We start from the raw sequence: 26,891 nt of genomic DNA, 5'->3' as shown, positions 1-26,891 counted from the left end.
TTGCTGACACAATATTATATAACAGCCAACATTAATCGGTAGCTCATGCATACAGCATTAGAGTAATCATAAAGGATATAAAAATAATGACAGAACATTCTACTGTGACTCAACCAGCAGCAAAATATCGTTCAGACTATCGCTCGCCTGATTACACCATTACGGATATCGATCTGACATTTGACCTTCATGATACCAAAACAACGGTTGTTGCTATTAGCCATGTGGTACGACTGAGTGAACAGGCTAATGCTGAATTAATACTAGATGGTGATGATTTAACATTAATCAGCGTGACTGTAAACGGCCAAGCTTGGCAAGATTACCACCAGCTGTCAGGGCATTTGACGTTAACAAATCTACCGGCTGATTTTGAATTAGCGATTACAACTGAAATTAATCCTGAAGCTAATACTTTACTGGAAGGTCTGTATAAATCTGGCGGTGGTTTCTGTACCCAGTGTGAAGCAGAAGGTTTCCGTCGTATTACGTTCTATTTAGATCGTCCTGATGTATTAGCACGATTCACAACTAAAATTATTGCAGATAAAGCCGCGTTTCCTTACATGCTAAGTAATGGTAACCGTATTGCGCAAGGCGAGCTTGATAATGGTCGTCATTGGGTTCAATGGCAAGACCCATTCCCAAAACCTTCATACTTATTTGCTTTAGTTGCGGGTGATTTTGATGTATTGCGTGATACATTTACTACCATGAGTGGGCGTGATGTTGCGTTAGAGATTTTTGTCGATAAGGGTAACTTGGATCGCGCTGATTATGCGATGACATCACTTAAAAATTCAATGAAATGGGACGAAGAACGTTTCGGCCTTGAATACGACCTTGATATCTACATGATTGTAGCGGTTGATTTCTTTAATATGGGTGCAATGGAGAATAAAGGTCTTAATGTCTTTAACTCTAAATTTGTATTAGCCAATCCAAATACTGCTACAGATACTGATTATCAAGGCATTGAAGCGGTGATTGGTCATGAATATTTCCACAATTGGACTGGTAACCGTGTGACTTGTCGTGATTGGTTCCAATTAAGCCTAAAAGAAGGTCTCACGGTTTTCCGTGATCAAGAGTTTTCTTCAGATTTAGGCTCTCGACCTGTTAACCGTATTGCCAATGTACGTATTGTTCGTGGCCCACAATTTGCAGAAGATCGCGGCCCAATGTCACATCCAATTCGCCCTGAAAAAGTGATTCAGATGAATAACTTCTATACCTTAACTGTGTATGAAAAGGGCAGTGAAGTGATTCGTATGTTGCATACCTTATTAGGTGAAGCAAATTTCCAAGCAGGCATGAAACTGTATTTTGATCGTCATGATGGCACTGCAGCAACCTGTGATGATTTTGTACAAGCAATGGAAGACGCATCAGGGGTTGATTTGAATCGTTTCCGTCGTTGGTATAGTCAAGCTGGTACACCGGTTGTTAGTGTTTCAACTGCGTATGATGCTGAATCTAAGAGTTACGCTGTCACGATTAAGCAGCAAACACCAGCAACAGCAGAGCAAGTTGAAAAGCAGCCACTACATATTCCTTTTGATATTGAGCTATACAATAGCAAAGGTGAAGTGATTGACTTACAAATCAATGGCGAAGTAGTGCATAACGTACTGGATGTTAAAGAAGCAGAGCAAACATTTGTATTTGATAATGTTACAGAGCAACCTGTGATTTCGATGTTACGTGAGTTCTCTGCACCAGTGATCTTAGAATATGATTACACTGATGATGAGTTGATTTTCTTAATGGTTAACGCATCAAATGAATTTGCTCGTTGGGATGCTGGACAAATGTTATTGGCGAAATACATTCGTCAAAATGTAGCCCAAGTACAGCAAGGACATCCTGTAACCTTACCCGATGCTGTTATTGATGCGTTCCGTGGTGCATTACTGGATGAAAATCTTGATCCTGCCTTCATTGCCGAAATGCTAACGCTTCCAAGTGAGAATGAAATAGCGGGTTGGTACACAACGGTTGACGTGGATGCGATCAATCAGGTTGTCGGTGCATTTACACAATTACTTGCTTCTGAAATGGAAGATGAGTTTAGTGCGATTTATCACAGCTTAACTCAAGAGAGTTATAGTTTAGATCATGCGGCAATGGCACAACGCGCACTGCGTAATAAGTGTTTGTCATACCTAGCATATACAGCGCAAGGTGAGGCACTTGTTGCTGCGCAATATAAAGCGGCTGACAACATGACTGATACGATGGCTGCAATGTCGGCTGCTAATAATGCACAACTAGATTGTCGCGCAGAGCAAATGGCTGATTTCAGTGATAAGTGGAGCCATGATGGCCTAGTGATGGATAAGTGGTTTATGTTGCAAGGTACAAACCCTGCGGCTGACGCATTAGAAAATGTGCGTAATACTATGAATCATCCGACATTTAGTTTAAAAAACCCTAACCGTACACGTAGCTTAGTAGCTAGCTTTAGTGCTAATAACCCAGTACATTTCCATGCTAAAGACGGCTCTGGTTATGCGTTTTTAACTGAGATACTAACGATTCTAAACACCAGTAATCCACAAGTAGCGGCACGTTTAATTGAGCCACTACTAAAACTTCGCCAATACGATGCAAGTCGTCAGCAGTTGATGCGTGAACAACTTGAAAAACTTGCTGCGATGGATAACTTAGCAAAAGATTTGTTTGAAAAAGTTCAAAAAGCACTTGATCAAAAGTAATCGATTAATGATTTAACGTTATCGATATGTAGGTGTAAGCAAAAGCCAGTGACTTAATTAGTGACTGGCTTTTATTTTATGTTATTGTTTTACATCTTTTTAATTGTCATGTTAAATATTTAGAGATAGGTTAATTAATGATGCGCAGTTTTACGTTTAACGTTAATATTAGCTACAATATCTTTTTGCAGCACTATTCTGGTGCGGCGAGTAGTGTGGTGGTATTAACCGATGGAGGTTTAAAGCTTCAACTGCCAGCTGTAAGGTTACGTGGTTTTCTTACTCATGCCGGAGTGGTAGGAAAGTTTCGTTTATACGTAAATAACGATAACAAATTTGAGACAATTGAACGTATTTAGAATAATTCTAGCCTAAAACGTCACACCACCAGCATCAAACTCTATACTTATCAGTATAATTATAAGGATGTTGGAGCGTATGTATGACAGCACCCGACAATATCGTCCCCGTTTTACTAGAAAAAGTATATGACTTAATTTCAACTAAAGTAAAACCCCCTCAAAATGCGTTAGTGATGACGCTTGCTAAGCAACTATTAGGTCAACTTGCTGATGACGATCTGTTACAGCGTAATGAATCTGACCTCTATGGTGCGATTTTAAGTTTATGGCAACATCTTGCCATGAATAAACCTGAACATATATCTGTTAGAGTTTATAACCCCAGTGTGAGTCGGCATGGCTGGAAATCTACCCATACAGTGGTTGAGATAGTAACGCCAGATCAGCCATTTTTAGTTGATTCAGTACGTATGGTATTAGACCGACTCGGTATAACCAGTCATTTGATGCTTAATGGCCCGTATCGGTTTCAGCGTGATAATGATGGAAAGATTGTTAAAGCGTGTAGCAACAAGGGTGAACAGCAAACATTATTTCATATTGAAGTCGATCGTTTACCAACAAATGCTGAAATCGCTCAGTTAAAGCGTGAGTTAGCCTGTTTATTGAAAGATATTACGCTGGTGGTAAAAGATTGGCAGCCAATGCAACAGAAGTTATTGCAAGTTGCTTCTGAATTACACCACCATGATTTACCACTTTCTAAGGTGCATTGCCAAGAAGCACTTGAATTTATAGATTGGTTAACTAGGCATAATTTTACCTTTATGGGCTATCATGCTTATGATCTTAATGTAGTTGAAGCAGATTATGAACTGACTCCGGTTAAAAATAGTGGCTTAGGATTATTAGCGAAAACAACATCAGCAGCCACATTTCGATTATCTAGCTTGCCAGAATCGGCCCGTGTCGAGGCGCAAAAACCCGAAGTTCTCATCCTTACTAAAAGTAATGGTAAATCACGCATTCATCGTCCTGCTTATATTGATTATGTAGGAATAAAACGTTTTGATAAGCAAGGTAATATTATTGGTGAGCATCGCTTCATTGGTTTATATGCGTCAAGTGCTTATCATCAAACAGTGGATAATATCCCTCTTATACGCAACCGTGTTAGTCGTATTTTGCAAGCTAGTGGTTATTCAAAAGGATCATATTCATGGAAAGCGCTCAATAATATTTTAGAAACCTATCCTCGAGATGAGCTTATTCAAGCCAATGAAAATGAAATGTTGGCAGTCGGTATGGGCGTCGTGAGAATGCAAAATCGTGATTTATTGCGGTTATTTATTCGACGTGATCCTTTTGGGCGTTTTTTTTCATGCATGGTCTATGTCAGTAAAGAGCGTTATAACACCGAGTTAAGACGAAAAACCCAACAAATATTAAAAACGTATCTAAGTTCTGATGAAAATGTTGAATTTACTACTTTTTTTTCTGAAAGCCGATTAGCACGTACACATTATATTGTGCGGGTTGAAAATAATAATAGTGATATAGATGTTAAGGCTATTGAGCATAATTTAGTTGAGGTCGCTTTATTGTGGGAGGATCGATTAACTCATGCTTTAGTGGCTAATCTTGGTGAGAGCAAAGGGATTGCGGTGGCAAAAAAATACATCAATGCCTTTCCTCGTTCGTATAAAGAACAAATGTTACCAGGTTATGCTGTTGCAGATGTACTGCAATTGGAACAATTAAGTGATAGCCATAAATTGGGGATGTTATTTTATCGTCCTCAAGAAGAAGCGACTGATTCCAATGTTATTAAGCTTAAACTTTTCCATCGTACTCAGCCTATCTATCTTTCTGATGTGATGCCGATGCTTGAAAACTTAGGACTACGGGTTGTTGGTGAATCGCCATATCAAGTAACAACGGCGAATAATACGGTTTATTGGGTGCTTGATTTTTCAATGTTACATAGTCGCTGTGGTGGTATTGATTTAACTGAAGCGAGAGATCGATTTCAAAGTGCATTAGCGTTGATTTGGGAAGGAAAGCTAGAGAGTGATGGCTTTAATCGATTAGTGCTTAATGGTGGATTAACCGGACGTGAGGTGACAATTTTACGTTGTTATGCACGGTATATGCGCCAGATAGGATTTCCTTTTAGTCAGCAATATATAGAAGATACGTTAACTCACCATAATGATATTGCATGCGATTTAATAAACTTGTTTCAATTACGCTTTAATACAAAATGCCATCATTCTAAGGTGAGTGAGCAACTGGCAGTAGAAAAATTGGAGCAAAAGTTAGATTTAGTCGAAAGCTTAGATAATGATCGTATCCTTCGGCGCTACATTGATATGATCCTAGCAACAGTAAGAACGAATTATTATCAGCAAGATAGTCAACATCTGCCAAAACATTGTTTAGCGATAAAACTTCGACCAACACATATTCCTGATATACCAGCACCGATTCCGATGTTTGAAATATTTGTTTATGCTCCTGATATTGAAGGTGTGCATTTGCGGGCAGGGAAGATTGCTCGTGGCGGGTTACGCTGGTCTGATAGACAAGAAGATTTTAGAACCGAAATATTAGGCTTAGTGAAAGCCCAACAAGTTAAAAATACCGTAATAGTCCCCGTAGGTGCAAAAGGCGGCTTTGTGTGTAAACGGCAGCCGCAATTAAAAACACGTCAAGACGTTATTGAAGAAGGAATGCGTTGTTATAAACATTTTATAGAAGCCCTACTTGATGTTACCGATAATATTATTGATGGCAATGTTATAGCACCTGTTGATGTGCGTTGTCATGATGATCATGATCCTTATCTGGTTGTTGCTGCCGATAAAGGGACTGCAACTTTCTCTGATTTAGCCAATTCTATCGCTGCTGATTATCAATTTTGGTTAGGTGATGCCTTTGCGTCGGGGGGATCACATGGTTACGACCATAAACAGATGGGGATCACAGCTAAAGGCGGATGGGAATCTGTTAAACGTCATTTTCGTGAATTAGAGATTGATTGCCAAGCAACACCATTTTCTTGTGTTGGTATTGGCGATATGGGTGGTGATGTGTTTGGTAATGGTATGTTACTTTCATCACATACGCGACTAATTGCGGCTTTTAATCACCAACATATTTTTATTGATCCAGCCCCTGATGAACAGATTAGTTTTCAAGAACGATTGCGGTTATTTAAACTGCCACGTTCGAGTTGGCAAGATTATAATTCAACACTGATTTCTGCTGGTGGCGGCGTTTTTTCTCGCCGTAGTAAATCGATTAAACTCACGCCAGAAATCAAACAAAGACTGCAAACGAAAAAGCACAGCTGCACACCAAATGAATTGATTCAATTGATATTACAGCTTGATGTTGATTTGTTGTGGAATGGCGGTATTGGAACTTATGTAAAAGCCATGTCGGAATCAAATGCTGATGTTGGCGATCGTGCTAATGATGGGGTGCGTATTAATGGCCACCAATTAAAAGCAAAGATTGTTGGTGAAGGTGGGAATTTAGGCTTAACTCAATTAGGGCGAATTGAATATGCTCTACAAGGCGGACGGGTTAATTGTGATTTTATCGATAATGTCGGGGGTGTTGATTGTTCTGATAATGAAGTGAACATTAAAATTTTGCTTAATAACCTCGTTGAAGAAGGTGATTTGACTTATAAGCAACGTAATGTGTTATTAGATCAAATGGAAGCGGATGTCAGTCAGCAAGTATTAGATGATGCTTATTGTCAAAGTGAGTCTATTTCCGTGACTCAATATCAACAAACAGCATTACTTAAAGAGCAAATTCGGTTTATTCATCATTTAGAACGGATAGGGAAGTTAGATCGTTGTCTGGAGTATTTACCTGATGATGAAACCTTAATTGAAAGAGAAAAAGCAGCTATCGGCCTTACTCGACCTGAATTATCAGTGCTGGTGGCGTACGGCAAGATGATCCTTAAACAACAACTAGAAAATGAAGATATTGCTAATGATGTTTTTCATCGTAATCAGTTAATAACCTATTTTCCATCAGCATTACAAAAATATCAGCAACAGATGATTCATCATCCGTTAACCAAAGAAATTATAGCGACTGCGTTAGCAAACCAGATGTCCAATGAAATGGGCTGCAATTTTGTTACACGATTACAAGAAGAAACAGGATCTTCAATTATTGATATTGCATCGTCCTATGTTGTTGGTCGTGAAATTTTCAATTTTCCTGAATTATACGTAGCTATTCGCCAATTAGATAATCAACTAACAGCGGATACTCAATATGATATGTTGTTTCAGTGTCGTCGAATGTTACGCCGCATAACACGATGGTTGCTACGTAATCGGGATAGAAAGTTAACGATAGAGCAGCAGATTGGTTTTTATAAGCCTTATATTATAGATTTGCAGAAAAACTTAGAGAGTTACCTTGTCACTGATGAAGTTAAAGAACATCAACATCAAGCTCAGCAGTTTATCAGTGTCGGTGTACCTCAAGTTTTAGCTGATAATATTGTACGTTTATCTAGTCTATATTGTGCGCTTGATATTGGCCAAATAGCCGATCAGCAACAACAGACGGTAAGTCATATTGCTCAAGTGTACTTTTTGGTTGGGGTCGATTTATCACTCCATTGGTTTTTGAAACAAATTAATAATCAGCCAGTAGAAAATCATTGGCAAGCATTAGCAAGAGCATCATTTAGAGAAGAGTTAGATTTGCAGCAGCGACAACTAACGGTATCTGTTATTCAATATGTATCGGCTCAACCACAAGATTGTGTTAGTCAATGGGTTGATCAGCATCCAGTCGCTATTCAGCGTTGGGAGAGTGTATTAACCGAATTTAAAATAGGAACGGTGCATGAATTTGCTAAATTTGCTGTTGCACTAAGAGAGTTGACTCTATTGAACCTTCATTCTCAGTCCCGTGGGTGAGTATAAATAACGATTAGAAAGTTGATAAAATGTTGAAATTAGTAATAATAATGAGCCGTGATTGTTAATTGATGTGGTTTTTTATGCGCACCAACGAAAACGTTTGCTTTTCGTGGTATTTATTTTAAACAAGAGCAGTTTATAACTCATTGTAAATATTGAGGTAAATTATAAGTCTATGTTTTATTGATGATAATCAAATTAATAGGGATTGTATTTAGCGCTATAACTGTGAATAATACCACCCCGTTTATACGGGATTTTTAATGGAGTTATAATGTTATATCGCATCGCACGATCCGCTATTTTCCAGTTGGATGCAGAAAAAGCACACGACCTCGCTATTCAAAACTTTTCTCGCTTTACTGGTACTCCACTTGATCTCTTCTATCGTCAAAATGTTCCAGAACGTCCAGTTGAAGTGATGGGTATTACGTTTAAAAATCCTGTTGGTTTGGCTGCTGGCCTTGATAAAAATGGCGAATGTATTGATGCATTTGGCGCAATGGGATTTGGTTTTGTTGAAGTTGGCACCGTAACCCCACGTCCTCAGTCAGGAAATGATAAGCCGCGTTTATTTCGTTTAATTCCAGCGGAGGGCATTATTAACCGTTTTGGTTTTAATAACCTTGGGGTTGATAACTTAGTTGAGAACGTGAAGAAGTCTACATATGACGGTGTTATTGGTATTAACATCGGTAAAAATAAAGATACACCAATTGAAAAGGGCGCTGAAGACTATTTAATCTGTATGGAAAAAGTCTATCAGTATGCTGGTTATATTGCGGTGAATATTTCATCACCAAATACTCCGGGATTACGTTCATTACAATACGGTGAAGCTTTAGATGACTTATTAGCACAATTAAAGCAAAAACAAGCAGAGCTTGCCGAAAAACATGGAAAATATGTTCCACTTGCACTTAAGATCGCCCCAGATCTTGATGATCAAGAAATTGTTCAAGTATGTGAATCACTCATTCGAAATAAGATTGATGGTGTTATTGGTACCAATACTACGCTAGATCGTACAATGGTTGAGGGTATGGATCATTGTGATGAGATGGGAGGCTTAAGTGGTCGTCCATTACAAAACAAGAGTACTGATGTTATCCGTAAAATGGCGATTGCTTTGAATGGCGCACTACCGATTATTGGTGTGGGTGGTATCGATTCAGCAATGGCTGCACGTGAAAAGATTCAAGCTGGTGCCCAGTTAGTTCAAGTTTATACCGGATTTATTTATCATGGTCCACGCTTAGTTAAAGATATTGTTAATGGCCTTTAATATACCAGCATGATGTAAAGTTCATTTTATTGATTAAGCCGAATTGATTATTATTTTCAATTTGGCTTTTTTATATATAAAAATTAAAAATCTCACAAAAATACAGATTTAACGTAAATGTATTTTCCAAAACTTTCCTCTTTTAATTTACCATTGGTGAAGTAAAATTTTGTCAATAATCTAGACGCATAGCAAGCTAAAGAGGATGTTATGTTAACACCTAATAATTCTTGGTATTGGCAATTTGATACTAAGAGAAATACATTAATGCTAGAACTGGGTAATGAGTTATTGTTTTGTGTGTCTATACCAATAAAGCAATTAACCGTTGAAGCAAGATCTATTTCAAATCAAATCTTCACTGTGGCCGATGTTGCAGCTTACCAAACGTTTAAAGAAGGCATGGTTAATTTACCGTTATCAGAGGCACGTAAATCTGAACTAGCTTTAAATGCAGTTGCTGCGTATAGATTTCAAAAACCATTGATGTTACGAAGTTGGTTTTTTGTTCCACAAGCAGGTATCGATCCTGATTGGGGTGAGGTGGTTATTTTAAAAACAGCTGATGATTATGCGCGGTTTATTATTATAGAAACTGATGGTAATTCAAGTCTCTGCATGTTGGCTGATGTTGCTCCAATAAAACTCGATCATAATAAGGAGCTTAACTTTTCAGATACTATTCGAGTAATGAATAATCGCATTTCACCTCATTCTGGAACGTTGCCGATGGGCTTTGCGTTAGTAGGGTAGGGAGTTACTCTTATGTAGCTCCCTTATTTTGATTGTTTTCTTAAGTCTATTCGTCTCATCATTTCATTTATTATTCCTTCCTATATTTTATTGCTATTCCTCGTTTCAAATTAAAGATCCCCACTTTTAACTAAGTCATTGTGCTGTGCATTACTCCTACTACGAATCTATTGCTGCAATCTATTTTGGTTTGTGTTTGGTTAACGTTATATGGTTGCTTAAGTGCATTGTGATTTTCATCAAATAATGATCACTACTTGATCTTGCTGGTGGTGTTAGATCAAAGCAAAGATAAAAAAGTGATATTAACTATGAATAATATGTGATCATGATCTAAAAAACAGTCATTTCAGTATAAAAAATAACCATAAATGTTGTGTAAACTATGAGAGAAAATGGCTTTTTTATTGTTGTTAATCTCAAACCAAATCAAATAACTTCCTTGTTTAATAATAACTGATGATTGACGTATTAAATTTGCCTACTTGTATTCCATTTATTCCATTTCGATGTTTTTGCTTTGAGGTGTCTCATGAGTTTTTTTGTTTGTATACTATTTTTAGTTATTTTATTTTAATAAATACAGTAGGTTATATATTGTTTCCTGTTGTGTTTAATTGGTTTTGTATTAAATTTAACACAAGGCTGCGATATTTATCGCTCTATTATTCCTTGTGGGAAACTATCTTTATTGCGATGAATTTTTATCCAAATAGGTCAGTGAGAATGTTGATAAGGAATCAAAGGCTGCTTTTTTCACTTAATTCGTGAATTGATTGTGCTAAAAGCGAGGTATTTAATGTGATTTCAGTTATAATTCGACGCAATATTAGTGTGAAAAGAACGCCATGAATCAATATTTAGCGATTACTTCCCGCGGCCTAGAAAACTTGCTTGCGGATGAACTAGAACAATTAGGTGCACAAAACATTCAAGTTGTGCATGCCGGTGTCCGTTTTAAAGCCGATCAAGCAATGGCTTATCGTTGCTGTTTATGGACACGTATTTCCTCTCGAATCATCCAAGTGTTGAGTGAGTTTAATGTCCGTGATGATATGGACTTATACTTAGGCGCAACGGCGATTAATTGGATGAGCCACTTTGATAGCAATACTCGTATTGTGGTTGATTTTAATGGTACTAACCGCGAAATCCGTAATAGCCAATACGGTGCGATGAAAATCAAAGATGCGATTGTTGACCGTTTTACTAAAGCGGATCTTCGTCGCCCTAATATCGATCGTGAAAATCCAGATCTACGTATTCATATGCGACTTTCTGGTGAGAAAGGTATTCTTGGCCTAGATATGGCGGGTAGCGGTTTACACCAACGTGGTTACCGTAGCGAAGCCGGTCGTGCGCCTTTACGTGAAACCCATGCTGCTGCATTGGTGATGAAAAGTGGCTGGACACCAGAAACAGCATTGTTAGATCCAATGTGTGGTTCTGGTACGCTCGTGATTGAAGCCGCTATGATGGCTGCTGAAATTGCACCAGGCCTTAAACGTAAGCGTTGGGGCTTTGAATCAATTAAAGACTTTGATAAAGAAGCATGGTTAGAAATTCATGCTGAAGCGACAGTGAAAGCGCGTCGTGGTCCATCAAAAGTAACGACTAAGTTCTTTGGTCGTGAAATGGATCAACGTGTATTAGCCATCGCTCGTGATAACGCTGGTCGTGCTGGTGTGAAGAGTCTGATTGACTTTGCATACGGTGATGCAACACAACTGATTCGTCCTGAAGGTTTTGATACAGGTATCATTCTTTGTAACCCTCCTTACGGTGAGCGTTTAGGTACAACATCTGAACTTATCTCATTATACAAAGAGTTTGGTAACCGTTTAAAGCTGGCTTTTGAAGGTTCAGTTGCAGCTATCTACTCTGGTTCAAATGAATTGCTAAGTTGTATGCGTATGCGTGCAGATAAACAATTTAAATTAAGTAACGGTGCGCTTGATTGTGTACTTAAAACATACTTAATTACTGCTGGTAGTGTTAAGAAAGAAGACGGCGAAAAAGAAGGCGTTATTGTTCAAGAAGACGTAGCACCTGATTTTGCTAACCGTTTGAAGAAGAATATTGCTAAGTTAGGTAAGTGGGCTAAGCGTGAAGGCGTTGAGTGTTACCGTATTTATGATGCAGATCTTCCTAATTACAATGCCGCTATCGATAAATACAATGATTACCTTATCATTCAAGAATACGCAGCACCAAAGACGGTTTCCGAAGAAACAGCCCGTCGTCGTATTATGGATGTACTACGTGCCACGATTGAAGTAACAGGTGTTGAGCCAAATAAAGTTATTTTAAAAGTACGTGAGCGTCAAAAAGGTCGTAGCCAATACCAAAAACTGTCAAGTGCTGAACGCCACATGATCGTTGATGAATATGGGATTAAGTTTAAAGTGAATCTTTATGATTACCTTGATACTGGCCTATTCTTAGATCACCGTATTACTCGTCGTATGCTTGGTAAGATGGCAGCAGGGAAAGATTTCCTTAACTTATTTGCTTACACAGGTTCAGCAACTGTTCATGCTGCAGTCGGTGGTGCTAAATCAACAACAACGGTTGATATGTCAAATACGTACTTGCGTTGGGCTCAAGAGAACATGGAGCTTAATAATCAAGTAGGTAATCAGCATGAGTTTGTTCAAGCTGACTGTCTACAATGGTTACAAGAAGTTGACGATACGTTTGATCTGATTTTTATCGATCCACCAACGTTCTCAAACTCTAAGCGTATGAAGCAGACATTTGACATCGAACGTGACCACATTATGTTGATGGAAAATCTAAAGCGTATGCTGCGCCCAGATGGACAAATTGTGTTCTCTAACAATAAGCGTCATTTCAAGATGGATCTTGAGAAATTAACTGAACTTGGTCTACATGCTAAGAATATTTCAGATAAGACATTACCACTTGATTTCGCTAAGAATAAGCAAATCCATAACTGTTGGATTATTACCCACAAGGAAGACTAAGTGTTAATAACACTTTATAGCACACAAGGATGTCATCTCTGCGAGCAAGCTTATGGTTTGCTGGTGGAGATGGGTGTGCAGCATCAAGTAAGCATTGTTGATATTGCCTTTGACGATGCTTTATTCTCTCGTTACGGTGTAACAATACCCGTACTCTCAATTTCAAATCATGATGATCACACTATTTCAACGCCAGAACTTCATTGGCCGTTTGATCGAAATAGGATAGCAACATGGTTAATTACTAATGAGCTTGGTTAAAAAAGATGGCACTAATTAAAATCAGTAACGCCCAACTGGCCTATGGCGATCATGCTTTACTTGATAAAGCAGAATTCCTTCTTCATTCTCATGAACGTGTTTGTCTTGTTGGTCGTAATGGCGCAGGTAAATCGACATTAATGAAAGTGATTGCTGGTGAGGTATTACTTGATGACGGTAGTATTCAACGTCAAAACGAGCTAGTAGTTTCACGCTTAGAGCAAGATCCACCACGTAATGCTGAAGGTTCTGTATTTGATTATGTTGCAGAAGGCCTTGCTGATGCTGGTCGTGTATTGCGTGAATATCATCATCAGTTAGATTTGGTAACAGAAGATCCTAGTGAAGCAAACATTAATAAGCTAGCACGTATTCAAGAACAAGTTGATCATCATAATGGTTGGCAGCTTGATACACGTATTGCCGCAGTACTAGAAAGTTTAAAACTAGAACCACATACTTTATTAACTGATTTGTCGGGTGGTTGGCAACGTAAAGCAGCACTTGCGCGTGCGCTTGTATGTGATCCTGATATTCTATTATTGGATGAGCCAACGAACCACCTTGACGTGACTACCATTGAATGGCTAGAAGGTTTCCTTAAAGATTTCCGCGGGTCAATAATCTTTATTTCTCACGATCGTGCATTCATTCGTTCAATGGCGACACGCATTATTGATTTAGATCGTGGTCAATTAGTGTCATTCCCTGGTGACTATGAAGGTTACTTAGACGCAAAAGCTGAATTACTTCGCGTAGAAGAAGAACAAAACGCTTTATTTGATAAGAAACTTGCTCAAGAAGAAGTCTGGATCCGTCAAGGCATTAAAGCACGTCGTACTCGTAATGAAGGTCGTGTACGTGCGCTTAAAGCATTACGTAATGAACGTAGTGAGCGTCGTGACGTTGTTGGTAAGGCTGATATGCAGCTACAAGATGCTAACCGTTCAGGCAAGATTGTCTTTGAAGCTAAAAATATTGGTTATAGTTACGGTGATAAGCAAATCGTTAAAGACTTTAGCTTTAATGTCATGCGTGGCGATCGTATTGCATTAATTGGTCCTAACGGTTGTGGTAAGAGTACGCTGATTAAAGTGATGCTTGATAAATTACAAGCAACAGAAGGTGACTTCCACTGTGGTACTAAACTGGAAGTGGCTTACTTTGACCAATACCGTGAAATTCTAGATCCAGAGAAAACGGTCATGGATAACCTTGCTGATGGTAAGCAAGAAGTGACTATTAACGGCAAAACACGTCATGCGTTAGGTTACTTACAAGATTTCTTATTCCACCCACGTCGTGCTCGTACTCCGGTTAAAGCGTTATCGGGTGGTGAGAAAAACCGTTTATTATTGGCGAAATTGTTCCTTAAACCTAATAATTTATTGGTACTCGATGAACCAACAAACGATTTAGATATCGAAACATTGGAACTTTTAGAAGATATTCTTGCCAATTATCAAGGGACATTACTTTTAGTAAGTCACGATCGTCAATTTGTTGATAATACTGTGACTACAAGCTGGATTTTTGAAGGTGATGGCGTTGTTAACGAATACATTGGCGGTTACCATGATGCTCAATCTCAGCGCGCTAATTCTTATGCCAATCAAGCGAAAGAGCAGGCTGCTCAAATTGAATTAGCAAAAAAGAAAAAAGCTGATCAAGAACAGAAACAGCAACAAGCGACACCTAAACGTGCAGGTAAGAAGTTATCTTTTACACTTCAACATGAGCTAGCTGCTTTACCGCAAAAAATTGAAGACTTAGAAAATGAAATCGCAAAATTGCAGGAACAAGTTAATGATCCTGCGTTCTTCTCGGATCCGAAGAATGATACTCAAGCGACGCTAACAGCTTTAGCTAAGTTAGAACAAGAGTTTGAAGTAGCATTTGAACGATGGGAAGAACTGGACGCGATGTAAAGGAACCCTAATGCCAAATAAGATTTTAAAGCTTTCTACACTTGCTATTTTAATTGCTGGTGCCTCACAAGCCAATGCTGCTGTGTATACGATTGTACCTGTTGCAAATGATGATAGTGCAGGTGTTAAACAACTTGCGAATCAAGATTATTTTGCAGAAGCTCAAGCTAACGCAAATAGTACGCCGATCACTTTATCAAGTACGGGGATTAAACAATCTGCCGTTGATGCGAATTGTTTTACTGATACAAATTGTACAGTTGATGATTACACTGTAACAAGTGTTGCTAAACGTGGTTCTGAGGGAACACCGATTGCAGATACCACACCGTACAATCAAAACAGACAAGATATAACAACGCTATCTCAACTAGATAACTATTGTAGTAATAACCTTGGTTATGGCATTTGTGATATTTGGGCTAAAAATCAATATTTTGGTGATGAATATACAGATGGTAATGAGCAAGATGGTCAAGGCTTAGGTGGTTTACAGAAAAAGCAGGCTGCTTGGACAAAAGGCTATTACTCAAATATCGTTGCACTAGTTAATGATCAACGTATAGCAACAAAGGCTGATGAATTCAGTGGTTATACAGAGCAACAAAAAAAGGCAGGTCTTGTTAGTATAGACTCAACCGACGATCATTTTACAACTGACGCAATAGTTAATGGTGTTGTTGACAATTATAATTTTGGTACAACATCATCAGCACTTTTAACGAATAAAGCAAGTACTCATCCTCGAGCTTTTGAAAAGCGTGGCTTTGTTAATACCAATACAGAAGCGTTAACATTATTACCTCCTGTCTCTGGTGATGCTTTTGTAAAAACGATGGGGCAAACAACAGCTAATGATGCAATTAAAACAGCTGATGGATTATTAGTTGTTGGTTCTTCATCTTTTGCGGAGTCTTACACGCACGATATTGATCGTCATAAACCTAATAATGATGATGTAAATATTGGGATAAACTTTGATGATAATACATATCGTGCATGTGCAACTAATCCTACTGATGTTTATAATCATTGGGAATGTCAATTTAGCACCTTTGCTAACGAAGCAGCTTTCTGGTTAGTAGGTAATGGTGGTATTACGAAGTCTGGAGTAATTGGTTCTAATTTAGCCGCTGTTAATCCTGATGATGAACATTTATCATTCCAAGCATCGGCACAAGCTGTTGCACTAAAGTCTGATGGTACTCCTATTGCTGTAGGTTACTCTACTGCAGATGTTAGAGACGACTTCTATGCCATGCAGGCCGCATATTTTACAGCGTCTGCTGATTTAACGTCATGGAAACGTACTTTAATTCCTGGTTTGGATATTAAGCCAGGTGATGATCGTGATTTTACTTATACGATGGCAAATGGTGTTAATAGTGGTTCTGTGATTGTTGGTGATGCAAAAGGAAATGGTGAGAAACCACAACGTGCATTTATTTATCAAGTGGGTCAGGGAAATGCTAAGTTTTTTGATCAACTAGCACCTTCATTGTTCTTTAAAGATTCAAACAGTAACGCAGCTGCGATCAATAATAATGGTCAAGTTGTCGGTTGGGTTGATATAGAAGCAAGTAATGGTGCAGAAGCGCGTCATCGTGCCTTTACTTATATCAATGGAACAGCTCAAGGTCCGTTAACGACGGGTGGAGCTTGGATGCTTGATGATTTAACCAATGATGGCGGTGCTGCTAACTCTATTGCCAACTCATATCGTATTATGAATGCTACTGGTATTAATGATGCTGGCGTGATTTCAGCAACAGCATTCTATTGTGCTGGTGGTTATGAGAATTTAAGTAAACTTGCATCTTGTAATGGTAATGAGCAACAGGTTGTTGTTAAGTTAGTACCTAAAAATACTGATGCAGTTATTCAACCTCGCGCAAAAGATGAAGATGAGCCTTATAAGCGCTCTGGCGGTTCTTTAGGCATTTTAGCTTTGACAGCACTAGGCTTTATTGGTTTCAGAAGAAGAAAATAATTTATTAATTAAATTATTTAATTGCAACGGGCTCACAAATTGTGAGCCCGTTTTGTTTTTAGGCTTGATCAATCTCGAAATTTGACCCATTTTTAATAAAGGAGTTATTACACTCCTTCATTACTTTATTGTAATGAAAAGTACCAACAGATAAGGAATGAGGATCGAACTATGAAGAGACAAAAGCGGGATCGTTTAGAACGCGCACAAGCTCGAGGTTATCAAGCCGGTTTGAATGGCCGTTCTACAGATGATTGTCCGTACAACGGTACAGACGCCCGTACGAATTGGTTAGGCGGTTGGCGAGACGCAAGAGAGGACATGCAACAAGGTCTCTATAAATAAGATAACCTCCCTCATGGTTAACCTTTCTGATGCCCCTTAGGAGAAGGGGCTTTTTATTGTGGTAAAGTTATGATAATTGCTATCATATTTACTATTTGGGTTTTGTTCTGTCGCGATGAAATGCAATCTTTTTTGTTATTTGCTTGATTTTTTTACCAAGTAAGATGGTAATTATAGGAAAATAGCCAGTATTTATATTTTACGTTTTTTGCTGGTGGACAAATAAAGATGAGATAAAAAAAGCTCTGAAGCAGGCTTCAGAGCTTGAATGTTTTAAACTGGAAAAAACTTAAAAGTTATCGGTATCTTTAAACAGACCTACTTTAAGATCTTTAGCTACGTAGATTTCTTTACCGTCAACAAGTACGCGGCCATCAGCGACACCCATAATAAGCTTACGGTTGATAACACGTTTAAGTTGAATATCGTAAGTTACTTTTTTCGCTGTTGGTAATACTTGACCAGTGAATTTAACTTCACCTACACCGAGTGCGCGACCTTTACCTTCGCCGCCTGACCAGCCTAGGAAGAAACCAACAAGTTGCCACATAGCATCAAGGCCAAGACAACCAGGCATAACTGGATCGCCAATGAAATGGCAGTTGAAGAACCATAGATCAGGATTGATATCTAATTCCGCATGGATAAACCCTTTGCCATGGTCTCCACCTTCAGCAGAGATATTAACAACACGGTCAATCATCAGCATATTATCTACTGGTAGTGATGGAAATTCAGGACCGTATAGCTCGCTTTTACCACATGCAACTAGTTCTTCGTGTGTATAAGAATTCTGGCGTGTCATTAGAATCATTTACTCCTTCAAAAGTATGCTAGCAATTTAGCTTACACGTGTACGCTAAACAACTCGGATCAGTTCTGGCCCAACCAGTTAGAAATAGCAAATCTAATTCGATTCACAATACCAACTTCGTTAGAAAGATCACCATGATGGAAATAATCAATACGTTCCTCAATTAAAGAGAGGATAGTTTCATCATCTTCATTTTCGCTACGGAAAGGTTTGTTAGTGAGAAGAGGAATTGCTTCATCAACATTATTTACAGCCCATACGTGGAATTGTTTTGCTTTAATTGCTTCAATCACTTCATCAGTTAAACACAAGCTTGATAGATTTGTGTGCGGTAAAATAACGCCTTGATTGCCAGTGAGGCCTCGATGAACACAAACCTTGTAGAAGCCTTCAATCTTTTGATTGATGCCGCCAACTGCTTGTACACGACCGAATTGATCTACTGCACCTGTAACAGCAACCTCTTGATTGATAGGTTGTGATGATAATGCTGACATAAGTGCACAAAGTTCAGCAAGAGATGCACTGTCGCCATCGACTTCAGAATATGATTGCTCAAAAACAATAGATGCTGAATAGGGAAGAGCTTGGTCTAAATCCAGAGCTGTGGCAACAAAGGCTTGCATAATCATCATGCCTTTTGCGTGAATATTACCGCCTAGTTCAACTTTACGTTCAACATCGGCAATATCGCCATCACCAAAGTGAACCACACAAGAAATACGAGCCGGTTCGCCATAAGCACTCGGGTGGCCTGGCATTTCAACGACGGTTAAGCCATTTACTTGTCCTATTTCTTCACCTTCAGTTGCGATTAAAACTTGACCGTGATGGATATCGGCAATTGCACGCTCAGGTAAATATGACTCTCGATATTCTTTTGCTCTTAGTGAGGCTTTAATGTGTTGTGCAGTGATTGAATCGCCTTCAGACTCTACTGCTGCTTCTGACAACAAATTCAAATGCCATAATGGGCATAATGGTAATCGTGTCTGATCTTCAGCATGTCGAGCACCTGCCTGTAATACTGCGTGAATTGCATCAGAATCAGCAAGTGGTGGTAAACCATATTGATGGCCAATGCCTTTAATATAGCTCAAGTAATCTGTTAGTGTCGCTTCGTTCAACAATAAATCTTGCTCAAACTCACCATACATTGCCAGGCCGTCACTTAAATCAGGCTCAGCAGTATCAAGTTCAGCCATCAAATAACGCTCGCCAATGATCACAAGCTTCACATTAACGCTTTCTGGTGCAGGTAGGTTATAAAGGTGCTTATTTGATATTGGACACCATTCAAGCTGACCATTCGTTAGTACATTTTTTAATTGTGGCCATAAGCTAGGATCACTTAAAATAGCAGTAATCGATAAAACAAGATAACCGTTATGTGCTTGATGTAAGAGGCCATATTTTAATTGAGGTTGCGTTTCACCGCTTTTAGCTGGGTAGACTGCGCCAAAAAGCTTCTCATGAGTGACGTTGTCACCTGCAATGATGATCGGCTGTTCTACGGTATTTTCATTATTATTGCTTGATTTGTTAATGCTTTTTTTAAGCAATTCAATAATGTAATCACGATATAAGGTGTTATCGGAAGCCGTAATGCGTAGAATGCGTGGCTGTAAATTCATCGCGGTGAAGCGGCGTACTGCATCTGATAGGCGAGATTGGAGAATGCCAACCAGAGTAGGGTTTAAATCATCATATTGATCTAAAACGTGCTGATATGGGCTGTAATCAGGAAACATGTTACGCCAAGATTCTTCATGCATAAATTTATGATTTCTATTGTTACTGTGAAAAGATGTGCAGTATAAAGCAATCAAAGAGCTCATAATAGACACTTATCGTCTATATTTAAATTTCAATATTAAGGTTATTTAATATTGAGCTAAGAGATTGTTATTTTGCCCCTCTGGAGTTACACTGTAACATTAAGTGTAAATAGTTTGAGAATTATCAATCCTATGAAATATCAGCAGCTTGAGAACCTTGAAGCAGGTTGGAAATGGACTTATTTGGTTAAAAAATGGAAAGAAGGAGAGGCAATAACAAGCTTTGTTGATCAAAGTGAAGCTGATGGTGCAATAAAAATATTACTTGATCTTGAGCATGAGCCAACCAAAGTTATCGAGTGGATTGATAATAATATGGCCAGTGCTTTAGAGAATAAACTAAAACAAGCTATTCGTGCTAAACGAAAGCGGCATTTTAACTCAGAACAAAAACATACAAGAAAGAAATCTATTGATTTAGATTACCGAGTTTGGGAAAAGCTAGCAGAAAAATCACAAGAGTTAGGGTCAACATTATCGGATACTATTGAGTATTTGATCAGCGAAAGTTCTCGTATAGAGCAAGCTAGTCAAAATGTATCTGATTTAAAAAATGATCTAAACCAACTACTTAATTCAGATTCTTTTGAGTAAAATACTTTTTGATTTAGTCGTTGGTAGTTCTCTTTCAGCTCAATTTGATTATTAGGGAGTGTGTAATGGAATATGTTCTTTTATTAGCTATTGTGGTTGTTTTTCTTGTGTTCAAGGATCGCCCTATAATGGTACTAGAGTTTAAAGACGGTGAACTAATTAAGTCAAAAGGACAAGTACCAACGGGATTTCAAAAATCTTGTCAAGAAATCGCACATAAAGAGCCATTTTCTGGGCGAGTTAAAGTATATAAAACACGATTTGCGACTAAGTTTGATTTTTCAAAAACAATTCCAAATAAAGTAAAACAACGTATAAAAAATGTTTTTCCACACAATACACCAACGCCAAAACGTGGAAAAAGGGCATAACATAGATGTTTAACAATGAGACGTTACCTTTCTAGGTAACGTTTTTATTTATATAAAAGGTCATTCATGATAACGCCTTATGCAAAACGGTTGATCAGAGGGGATGATTTACGCAATTCGCTATTAGAATTTGTAAAAGTAAATGGAATTCAGGCTGGATCATTATTAACAGGTGTCGGATGTTTATCGCATGCTAATATTCGGTTAGCTAATGAGAATAACACGCTTAATATAACGGGTCCCTTAGAGATAATAACGTTATCGGGTACATTAACTCCTCAACATATTCATGTTCATATTTCAGTTGCTGATGGGAAAGGGAATATTTATGGCGGCCATCTAATGCCTGGCTGTATTATTTCATATACTGCTGAGTTATGTATGGTCGAATTTAATAATATGAATTTCTCCCGTGAGTATGATCCTCAGACTGGGTTTGATGAATTAGTTATAAGTGATAAAGAGAATTAGCCCAAGAATAATAATCTCGGGCTATATTATTATCGAATAGATTTTATTAATTCTTCTTTGCTATTAATGAATGACGAGATTTTTTCTTTTAATTCAATAAGTTCTTTTTCTGCTTGTTGGCGTCGAATCGTCTCTTGCTCTAATTTTTCACCTATTTCAACGGCTAAATAACCGCCTTTAATTAATGCTTTTGTTGTTACATTTGTTTCTGTCAGAGATTTTAATGCTTCAATCATATAGTAATGCTGATCGATATCTCTAATAGTAATTGCCATAAATACTCCTAATTGAATACTAATAATATCAATTAGATGATAATGAGTGAACCATTAATTCTAACGCACTATAACTTTATGTTTTAACTATAATAAAAGCCATTCACATGGCCTTTATTATTTAATTAACTATTCTTTTGCCTAATAAAACATTAGGCGCGTTATTATCATCGCAAAAAGAAGAGGAACCAGATATATAAATAGCATTACCTGTACGCAATGAATCAATAAAAAAACTATTAAACATTAGCTGAGAATTATTTCTACCTATATGCTCAATACCTAATAAAAAATAATGGTTTTGAAAACGTAAAAATAAGCCATCAAAGCGGCTAGGGTAAGCATCTTTTCTATTAGGCGAAAATGACATCGATGCATGTCCATCGTTCAATGTTATTTTCAATGTTTCTTTTAGTTCAATAGTATTCTTTACTGAAAATTCATATGAAGCTTTGGTATTAACAGAACCTATTATCGCTTGTATCATTAAAAATACCAGAGCACTAACAATACCAATAAGCGCTTTATTTAACACTGCAAATTTCCTGCTTAATAGTAGGTGAGTAATTAATAAATTGACCATTACTCACACTAAATAATTGGTAGTAATTACATGATTTACTAATAGGGAACGCATACCATCTACTTATGCTGCTATTGTCATTCTGTAAAATAGCATTTTGTACTGGTTTTGGTAAATCAACACCGTTATAGATAACCGGTAGCCCTTCAACAGAAGTCGTATCCATAAAAAACAAGAAACGATAACAAATTGTTAATGTTGCAAAGAAAAATATAATTCCAACAACAATTTCAAATAAGTTAATATTACATGTTCGTGACACCACGTCTGTTTTTACTTTATTTGATAAGCCTAACGGCTCTTTATTTTCTATTTCTTCTTTAAAGACAATTGGTTGGACAGTACTCTCATCACAAATAGCGTCATTCTTTTTAGGTGGGTGAGAACCATCATCAATAAGTGCGGATTGTCTAATACAATAACCCAGCTTTGGTTCTGTAGTTATTATTTTATGCTCACCGATTTTTGCAAAAGCAGTTCGTAAGTTTTTGATTGCAACAGTTAAAGAGTTGTTGGTCACAACTTTTCCTTGCCAACAGTCAGCTAATAATACTTCTCTATATATTGTATTATTAGCTTTTTCAGCAAGAAGAGTAAAAATTAAGGTTTCTGATCGCGAGGCTTTAATAAAAGCACCATCACTAATTCGCGTTATAGTTCTACGTGCAAAATCAACATCGAAACGCCCAATACGTTTACAATCGTCGTTTACTTCATCGTTCATTATTATTCTTATCTATCAGTTTTAGCTATAAATCGATAGCCAAATTGTCATCAAATACACCATACCGAAAATGGATAAAGCGTCTTAGTATTTTATACAAAACCGCTAAATATGCAATTGTGAAACAAGCATAACTACCATAAAATCGATATTAACACGATAGTTTGAATGATTTTTAGGAACAATATTTAAGTTACCTATACCTTATTGTCTTGGTTCTAAGTATTTATGTGTTATTTATTGATCGTAGGAATACGATATACTCGAAGGATAAACCGACGATAATAGAGCTAGAAATAGAGAATAAAGTAGGGAAGTCACGGATTTTTTGTTGGTTAAAATCAGTGATAAAGTCGGGGAACCACACATTAGCTTGTTCAATATTATCAATGTGTTGTAAACGCATTTCTTTGACTAAGCGATCTTGCAAGGTTTTGTTGGCACGCTCAACACGGCCTTTGGCTTGAGAGCTGTTTGCGCAAATCAATTCAATATTTAAGTCATGCAATACACGACCAAACTGAGTCACGCGGTTGGTTTCTGCATCCCGTTTACTGACATGAAATACCGCATGCCGATCACTGTAAAAAGCAGTGGGTTTGCCATGATGTTCAACATATTCACGCGTGGCAACCATGTAATCAAACGCAGATTCTGTTTCGCTAAAACGTAAGTTCATCAGTTTGCCGGTGGCATCATCAATGAAAACCAACAAACAACATTTGTTACTGCGGCCTTCAAACCAATCATGATGTGAGCCATCTATCTGAATTAACTCACCATAACAATCACGTCGATGACGTGGTTGATAAACACGAGGCTTACGTTTGAAATGTGGCACCCAAAGGCCATCAGCGATCATCCATTGGCGTAAGGTTTCTAATCCAATTTTAATGCCGTGGCGTTCAATCAATTTTTCACGTGCCAATGTGGGTCCAAAGTCTACGTAATATTCGTGGATCAGGTTTAAACATTGATGGCGTATATCAGCATTAATTTTGTTGCCTGGCGATTGTCCACGACGTTGATGCACTAAACCAACAGCACCAAGATCTCGATAGCGTGTTATTAATCGTTGAACCTGACGAACACTGACATTAAGAAGCTGAGCAGCATCTTTGCGTCTGATCCTTTTTTCGCAAACATCACGAATTGTACCTAAGCGAAATATCTCTTTGTCATTCATGGTCACCAACATATTTTGTTTAACTCACATTGATCAGCAGATACTGATCACTATAGAAAAACAGGACATTTTAGCTTTGCAGAAAAGAGACACTTTACCTTGGGAGCTACACACTCAGTGCGCATTATGTATATTATGTTAAATAATGTGTTGAGTTACGAGATAGTTGACCTATATTATCTAAACGGATGCCTTTGTTACCTCCCCTTTAACTACATACCTATTAGTAACTATGGCTATTTAACAGTATTAGCTATTTACCATAAAATAGGTAATTAACATCTAATTTAAATACTGCCGCACATTTCATTTTGCTTGGTACTTAAATTAGATGTTAATTACTAATAGATCAAAACTGCCTTTACGGCAGTTTTGATTATCTTTCTACTTTGAATTCCTGATTCTATACATGAAACATTTACTGAGTCATTGATTGGTTCTGGTATTTAATTAGCATTTGATCTAATTCTTCAGGTCGAATTGGCTTGGCCAAAAAACCATTCATTCCGGCTTGATGATATAAAAATTGATCACTTTGCATAGCATTTGCGGTTAATGCGACTATTGGTGTATCAATATTAAGCTTTCTGATGTATTTAGTTGCTTCTAAACCATCCAAAACTGGCATTGATATGTCCATTAGTACCAAATCAAACAGCCTGTGACACTGTAACAGTTTAGATATCGCTTCTTCACCGTGATTAGTTATAGTAACTTTGTGTCCTCGACGCTCTAACATTAATTTAGCGACAAGTTGATTTGTTAAACTATCTTCTGCAAGTAATATATTTAACGACTGAGTTGATTGAGTTGGTTTTTTTTCTATTAACTGTTCTTTTTTGATCATTGCAGGCTGAATTGGGATTTTTATGGTAAAGCAACTACCAACACCAAGTTCGCTTTTAATTGAAATTTTGCCTTTCATTTTTTTTATCAGTAATTGACTGATTGTTAAACCTAAACCGGTACCGCCATATTTGCGAGTAATACTACCATCAGCTTGGTGAAATGGATTAAATAGACTATTTAGTGCATCTTCAGCAATACCAATTCCAGTGTCTAATACTGATACCTCAATATTATTATCAACTTTAGTTGCTACAATTTTAACTGAACCGATATTCGTAAACTTAATCGCATTACCAATAAGGTTAAACATGATTTGAATGATGCGATTTTTATCAGCATAAATATATTCAGGAATTGATTTATCAATATCACATTCTAAAAGTATATCTTTCTTATTTGCTTCTGGTTGAAGCTGATTTTTAACTAAAGTGATACTATCTGAGAAATTAATATTACTATTAAATAATTCGAAACTACCAGACTCAATACGAGACAGGTCAAGAATATCATTGATAATGGTTAGCAATAAATGAGCAGATTGCTCCATTTGCCCTAGCCATTGCTGCTGTTCATCTTCTAAACCTGACGATGATAATAGATCCATTAAACCTAGTACGGCATTTAATGGTGTCCGTATCTCATGGCTCATCATTGCGATAAATTGTGATTTGGCTTTATTTGCTGATTCAGCTTGTTGGCGGGCTTGTTGTAAATCAAATAACCTTTTTTTTCGAATACTGATATTTTTTGCAGTACCACGATAACCAAGTAGTAATCCCCGCTTATTGTAATAAGGCGTACCACTAAAGCTTAACCATTGTTCTTTACCATCAATAGCTAATTGCCATTCAAGATCTTCAAAAGATTGATCTTTTTGTAACTGTTCACGAAATTGTTGTTTAAAATCGTCATGGCCATCAAAAATATCCATGATATTGTCTTTATCTATTAAGTGGTTAGCTATATGTGATGCGGAGATATAGCTAAAATTATATTCAGTATCTATTTCCCAGAACCAATCACCAACAGTACGTGCAAAATCTTTAAAGCGCTGTTGGCTATATGTAAGTTCTTGTGTGCGTGCTGTAACTAATGATTGTAGTCGCTCGCGATAATCAATATCTATGATCGCTCGTTCAAGCAATGGTCTGAATCGATTTAAAACTCGTCGACAACTAGAAGTAAAATGGCCTTTTTCTGTGCTCATCAGAATGATCATGGCATCCCCAGAGCTTATTTTTACACCTGTAATCAAACTTGAATTACAAATGGTTAACAATTCTGGGCTTTTATTTTTAAATTCATCCACATCTTTAGGTGAATATAAAGCGATACATTCACCATTAATACAGCGATTAAAAGTACTACCTACTTGCCAATGATTGAAATCTAGATTGGTAACAGTACTCATTAATATATGTAAATCTGATGCTTCGTCATCACGGGTTAAAACAATCGCATTATCAAACGCAATAAACTTTCTAAGTACAGCCAATAAACTATTAAATACTTGTCGTTTATTGTTTGCCCCCGCCATTGCTGAAACGCCTTCAAGAATAGCGGCATTTTCTATCCGTAATTGATTCTCTCGTTCTTGACTACGCTGAAGATCTAATAACGTTTCCTGCAGTTTTTCTGAATCAAAACCAATCAT

19 protein-coding genes and 1 pseudogene are annotated in these 26,891 nt (G+C 37.5%); 13 read left to right on the top strand and 7 right to left on the bottom strand.

Annotated elements, in window-relative coordinates:
- The first annotated feature begins 86 nt into the window (after positions 1 to 86).
- The 10 genes from pepN to rmf all read left to right on the top strand — a co-directional run bounded on the left by pepN (position 87) and on the right by rmf (position 17,532).
- Positions 87 to 2,717, top strand: a complete 2,631-nt coding sequence (pepN, locus tag PAND9192_RS03835) for an aminopeptidase N (protein WP_087852604.1) — start codon at positions 87 to 89, stop codon at positions 2,715 to 2,717.
- Positions 2,718 to 2,857: 140 nt separating this feature from the next.
- Positions 2,858 to 3,076, top strand: coding sequence for a DUF2835 domain-containing protein (locus PAND9192_RS03830; protein ID WP_087852899.1), 219 nt, complete (start codon positions 2,858 to 2,860; stop codon positions 3,074 to 3,076).
- Positions 3,077 to 3,159: 83 nt separating this feature from the next.
- Positions 3,160 to 7,980 (top strand): NAD-glutamate dehydrogenase, encoded by a 4,821-nt coding sequence (locus tag PAND9192_RS03825; protein WP_087852603.1) that lies wholly within the window; start codon positions 3,160 to 3,162, stop codon positions 7,978 to 7,980.
- 277 nt (positions 7,981 to 8,257) lie between these two features.
- Positions 8,258 to 9,268, top strand: a complete 1,011-nt coding sequence (gene pyrD, locus PAND9192_RS03820; RefSeq protein ID WP_087852602.1) for a quinone-dependent dihydroorotate dehydrogenase — start codon at positions 8,258 to 8,260, stop codon at positions 9,266 to 9,268.
- Positions 9,269 to 9,478: 210 nt separating this feature from the next.
- Positions 9,479 to 10,021, top strand: a complete 543-nt coding sequence (locus PAND9192_RS03815; protein WP_087852601.1) for a cell division protein ZapC domain-containing protein — start codon at positions 9,479 to 9,481, stop codon at positions 10,019 to 10,021.
- A gap of 848 nt (positions 10,022 to 10,869) precedes the next feature.
- Positions 10,870 to 13,008 carry a bifunctional 23S rRNA (guanine(2069)-N(7))-methyltransferase RlmK/23S rRNA (guanine(2445)-N(2))-methyltransferase RlmL gene (gene rlmKL, locus PAND9192_RS03810; RefSeq protein ID WP_087819754.1) on the top strand — a complete coding sequence of 713 codons (2,139 nt, stop codon included), beginning with the start codon at positions 10,870 to 10,872 and terminating at the stop codon, positions 13,006 to 13,008.
- The gene (locus PAND9192_RS03805; RefSeq protein WP_087852600.1) at positions 13,009 to 13,269 is read left to right on the top strand and encodes a glutaredoxin family protein; all 261 of its coding nucleotides are present in this window, start codon (positions 13,009 to 13,011) and stop codon (positions 13,267 to 13,269) included.
- Between the two features lie 5 nt (positions 13,270 to 13,274).
- Positions 13,275 to 15,197: an ATP-binding cassette ATPase Uup gene (uup, locus tag PAND9192_RS03800; RefSeq protein ID WP_065168849.1), complete on the top strand. Its 1,923-nt coding sequence runs from the start codon at positions 13,275 to 13,277 to the stop codon at positions 15,195 to 15,197.
- Positions 15,198 to 15,207: 10 nt separating this feature from the next.
- Positions 15,208 to 17,187, top strand: coding sequence for a DUF3466 family protein (locus PAND9192_RS03795; protein WP_087852599.1), 1,980 nt, complete (start codon positions 15,208 to 15,210; stop codon positions 17,185 to 17,187).
- Positions 17,188 to 17,358: 171 nt separating this feature from the next.
- Positions 17,359 to 17,532 (top strand): ribosome modulation factor, encoded by a 174-nt coding sequence (rmf, locus tag PAND9192_RS03790; RefSeq protein ID WP_087819751.1) that lies wholly within the window; start codon positions 17,359 to 17,361, stop codon positions 17,530 to 17,532.
- Between the two features lie 289 nt (positions 17,533 to 17,821).
- On the opposite strand, the gene fabA is transcribed toward rmf, so the two are convergent.
- Positions 17,822 to 18,337, bottom strand: coding sequence for a 3-hydroxyacyl-[acyl-carrier-protein] dehydratase FabA (gene fabA, locus PAND9192_RS03785; protein WP_045029019.1), 516 nt, complete (start codon positions 18,335 to 18,337; stop codon positions 17,822 to 17,824).
- 68 nt (positions 18,338 to 18,405) lie between these two features.
- A complete protein-coding gene (locus tag PAND9192_RS03780) occupies positions 18,406 to 20,121 on the bottom strand; it encodes an AAA family ATPase (RefSeq protein ID WP_087852598.1) in 1,716 nt (571 codons plus the stop codon).
- A 195-nt stretch (positions 20,122 to 20,316) separates the two neighbouring features.
- Between PAND9192_RS03780 and matP the strand changes: the two genes are divergently transcribed.
- The 3 genes from matP to PAND9192_RS03765 all read left to right on the top strand — a co-directional run bounded on the left by matP (position 20,317) and on the right by PAND9192_RS03765 (position 21,620).
- Positions 20,317 to 20,778 carry a macrodomain Ter protein MatP gene (gene matP, locus PAND9192_RS03775; protein ID WP_087852597.1) on the top strand — a complete coding sequence of 154 codons (462 nt, stop codon included), beginning with the start codon at positions 20,317 to 20,319 and terminating at the stop codon, positions 20,776 to 20,778.
- Positions 20,779 to 20,843: 65 nt separating this feature from the next.
- A complete protein-coding gene (locus PAND9192_RS03770) occupies positions 20,844 to 21,149 on the top strand; it encodes a DUF3634 family protein (RefSeq protein WP_087852596.1) in 306 nt (101 codons plus the stop codon).
- 66 nt (positions 21,150 to 21,215) lie between these two features.
- A complete protein-coding gene (locus tag PAND9192_RS03765) occupies positions 21,216 to 21,620 on the top strand; it encodes a PPC domain-containing DNA-binding protein (RefSeq protein WP_087852595.1) in 405 nt (134 codons plus the stop codon).
- Positions 21,621 to 21,649: 29 nt separating this feature from the next.
- On the opposite strand, the gene PAND9192_RS03760 is transcribed toward PAND9192_RS03765, so the two are convergent.
- From PAND9192_RS03760 to PAND9192_RS03740, 5 genes and pseudogenes are all read right to left on the bottom strand, one after another.
- The gene (locus PAND9192_RS03760) at positions 21,650 to 21,895 is read right to left on the bottom strand and encodes a hypothetical protein (protein ID WP_065168855.1); all 246 of its coding nucleotides are present in this window, start codon (positions 21,893 to 21,895) and stop codon (positions 21,650 to 21,652) included.
- 121 nt (positions 21,896 to 22,016) lie between these two features.
- Positions 22,017 to 22,430 (bottom strand): hypothetical protein, encoded by a 414-nt coding sequence (locus PAND9192_RS03755; protein ID WP_087852594.1) that lies wholly within the window; start codon positions 22,428 to 22,430, stop codon positions 22,017 to 22,019.
- On the bottom strand, positions 22,420 to 23,202 hold the full coding sequence (locus PAND9192_RS03750) for a winged helix-turn-helix domain-containing protein (protein ID WP_087852593.1): 783 nt from the start codon (positions 23,200 to 23,202) through the stop codon (positions 22,420 to 22,422). Before PAND9192_RS03750 ends, PAND9192_RS03755 begins: the two co-directional genes overlap by 11 nt.
- A 328-nt stretch (positions 23,203 to 23,530) precedes the next feature.
- Positions 23,531 to 24,388, bottom strand: a pseudogene (locus tag PAND9192_RS03745) (ISNCY family transposase); the annotation flags it as partial.
- A 418-nt stretch (positions 24,389 to 24,806) separates the two neighbouring features.
- The gene (locus PAND9192_RS03740) at positions 24,807 to 26,891 is read right to left on the bottom strand and encodes an ATP-binding protein (protein WP_087852592.1); all 2,085 of its coding nucleotides are present in this window, start codon (positions 26,889 to 26,891) and stop codon (positions 24,807 to 24,809) included.

Origin of the sequence: Photobacterium andalusiense, assembly GCF_900185625.1 — a bacterium.
Classification (GTDB): Bacteria; Pseudomonadota; Gammaproteobacteria; order Enterobacterales; family Vibrionaceae; genus Photobacterium; species Photobacterium aquimaris.
The sequence above is the reverse complement of the archived record's forward strand: the minus strand, read 5'-3'. Positions and strand labels throughout refer to the sequence as shown.

Excerpts from the sequence above, each read along its gene's own strand:
- rmf (WP_087819751.1), top strand. The coding sequence starts at position 17,359 with ATGAAGAGACAAAAGCGGGATCGTTTAGAACGCGCACAAGCTCGAGGT.
- PAND9192_RS03795 (WP_087852599.1), top strand. The coding sequence starts at position 15,208 with ATGCCAAATAAGATTTTAAAGCTTTCTACACTTGCTATTTTAATTGCT.
- PAND9192_RS03765 (WP_087852595.1), top strand. The coding sequence starts at position 21,216 with ATGATAACGCCTTATGCAAAACGGTTGATCAGAGGGGATGATTTACGC.
- PAND9192_RS03825 (WP_087852603.1), top strand. The coding sequence starts at position 3,160 with ATGACAGCACCCGACAATATCGTCCCCGTTTTACTAGAAAAAGTATAT.
- rlmKL (WP_087819754.1), top strand. The coding sequence starts at position 10,870 with ATGAATCAATATTTAGCGATTACTTCCCGCGGCCTAGAAAACTTGCTT.
- PAND9192_RS03770 (WP_087852596.1), top strand. The coding sequence starts at position 20,844 with ATGGAATATGTTCTTTTATTAGCTATTGTGGTTGTTTTTCTTGTGTTC.
- PAND9192_RS03750 (WP_087852593.1), bottom strand. The coding sequence starts at position 23,202 with ATGAACGATGAAGTAAACGACGATTGTAAACGTATTGGGCGTTTCGAT.
- uup (WP_065168849.1), top strand. The coding sequence starts at position 13,275 with ATGGCACTAATTAAAATCAGTAACGCCCAACTGGCCTATGGCGATCAT.
- fabA (WP_045029019.1), bottom strand. The coding sequence starts at position 18,337 with ATGACACGCCAGAATTCTTATACACACGAAGAACTAGTTGCATGTGGT.
- PAND9192_RS03815 (WP_087852601.1), top strand. The coding sequence starts at position 9,479 with ATGTTAACACCTAATAATTCTTGGTATTGGCAATTTGATACTAAGAGA.
- PAND9192_RS03780 (WP_087852598.1), bottom strand. The coding sequence starts at position 20,121 with ATGCATGAAGAATCTTGGCGTAACATGTTTCCTGATTACAGCCCATAT.
- PAND9192_RS03830 (WP_087852899.1), top strand. The coding sequence starts at position 2,858 with ATGCGCAGTTTTACGTTTAACGTTAATATTAGCTACAATATCTTTTTG.
- pyrD (WP_087852602.1), top strand. The coding sequence starts at position 8,258 with ATGTTATATCGCATCGCACGATCCGCTATTTTCCAGTTGGATGCAGAA.
- PAND9192_RS03740 (WP_087852592.1), bottom strand. The coding sequence starts at position 26,891 with ATGATTGGTTTTGATTCAGAAAAACTGCAGGAAACGTTATTAGATCTT.
- PAND9192_RS03760 (WP_065168855.1), bottom strand. The coding sequence starts at position 21,895 with ATGGCAATTACTATTAGAGATATCGATCAGCATTACTATATGATTGAA.
- matP (WP_087852597.1), top strand. The coding sequence starts at position 20,317 with ATGAAATATCAGCAGCTTGAGAACCTTGAAGCAGGTTGGAAATGGACT.
- pepN (WP_087852604.1), top strand. The coding sequence starts at position 87 with ATGACAGAACATTCTACTGTGACTCAACCAGCAGCAAAATATCGTTCA.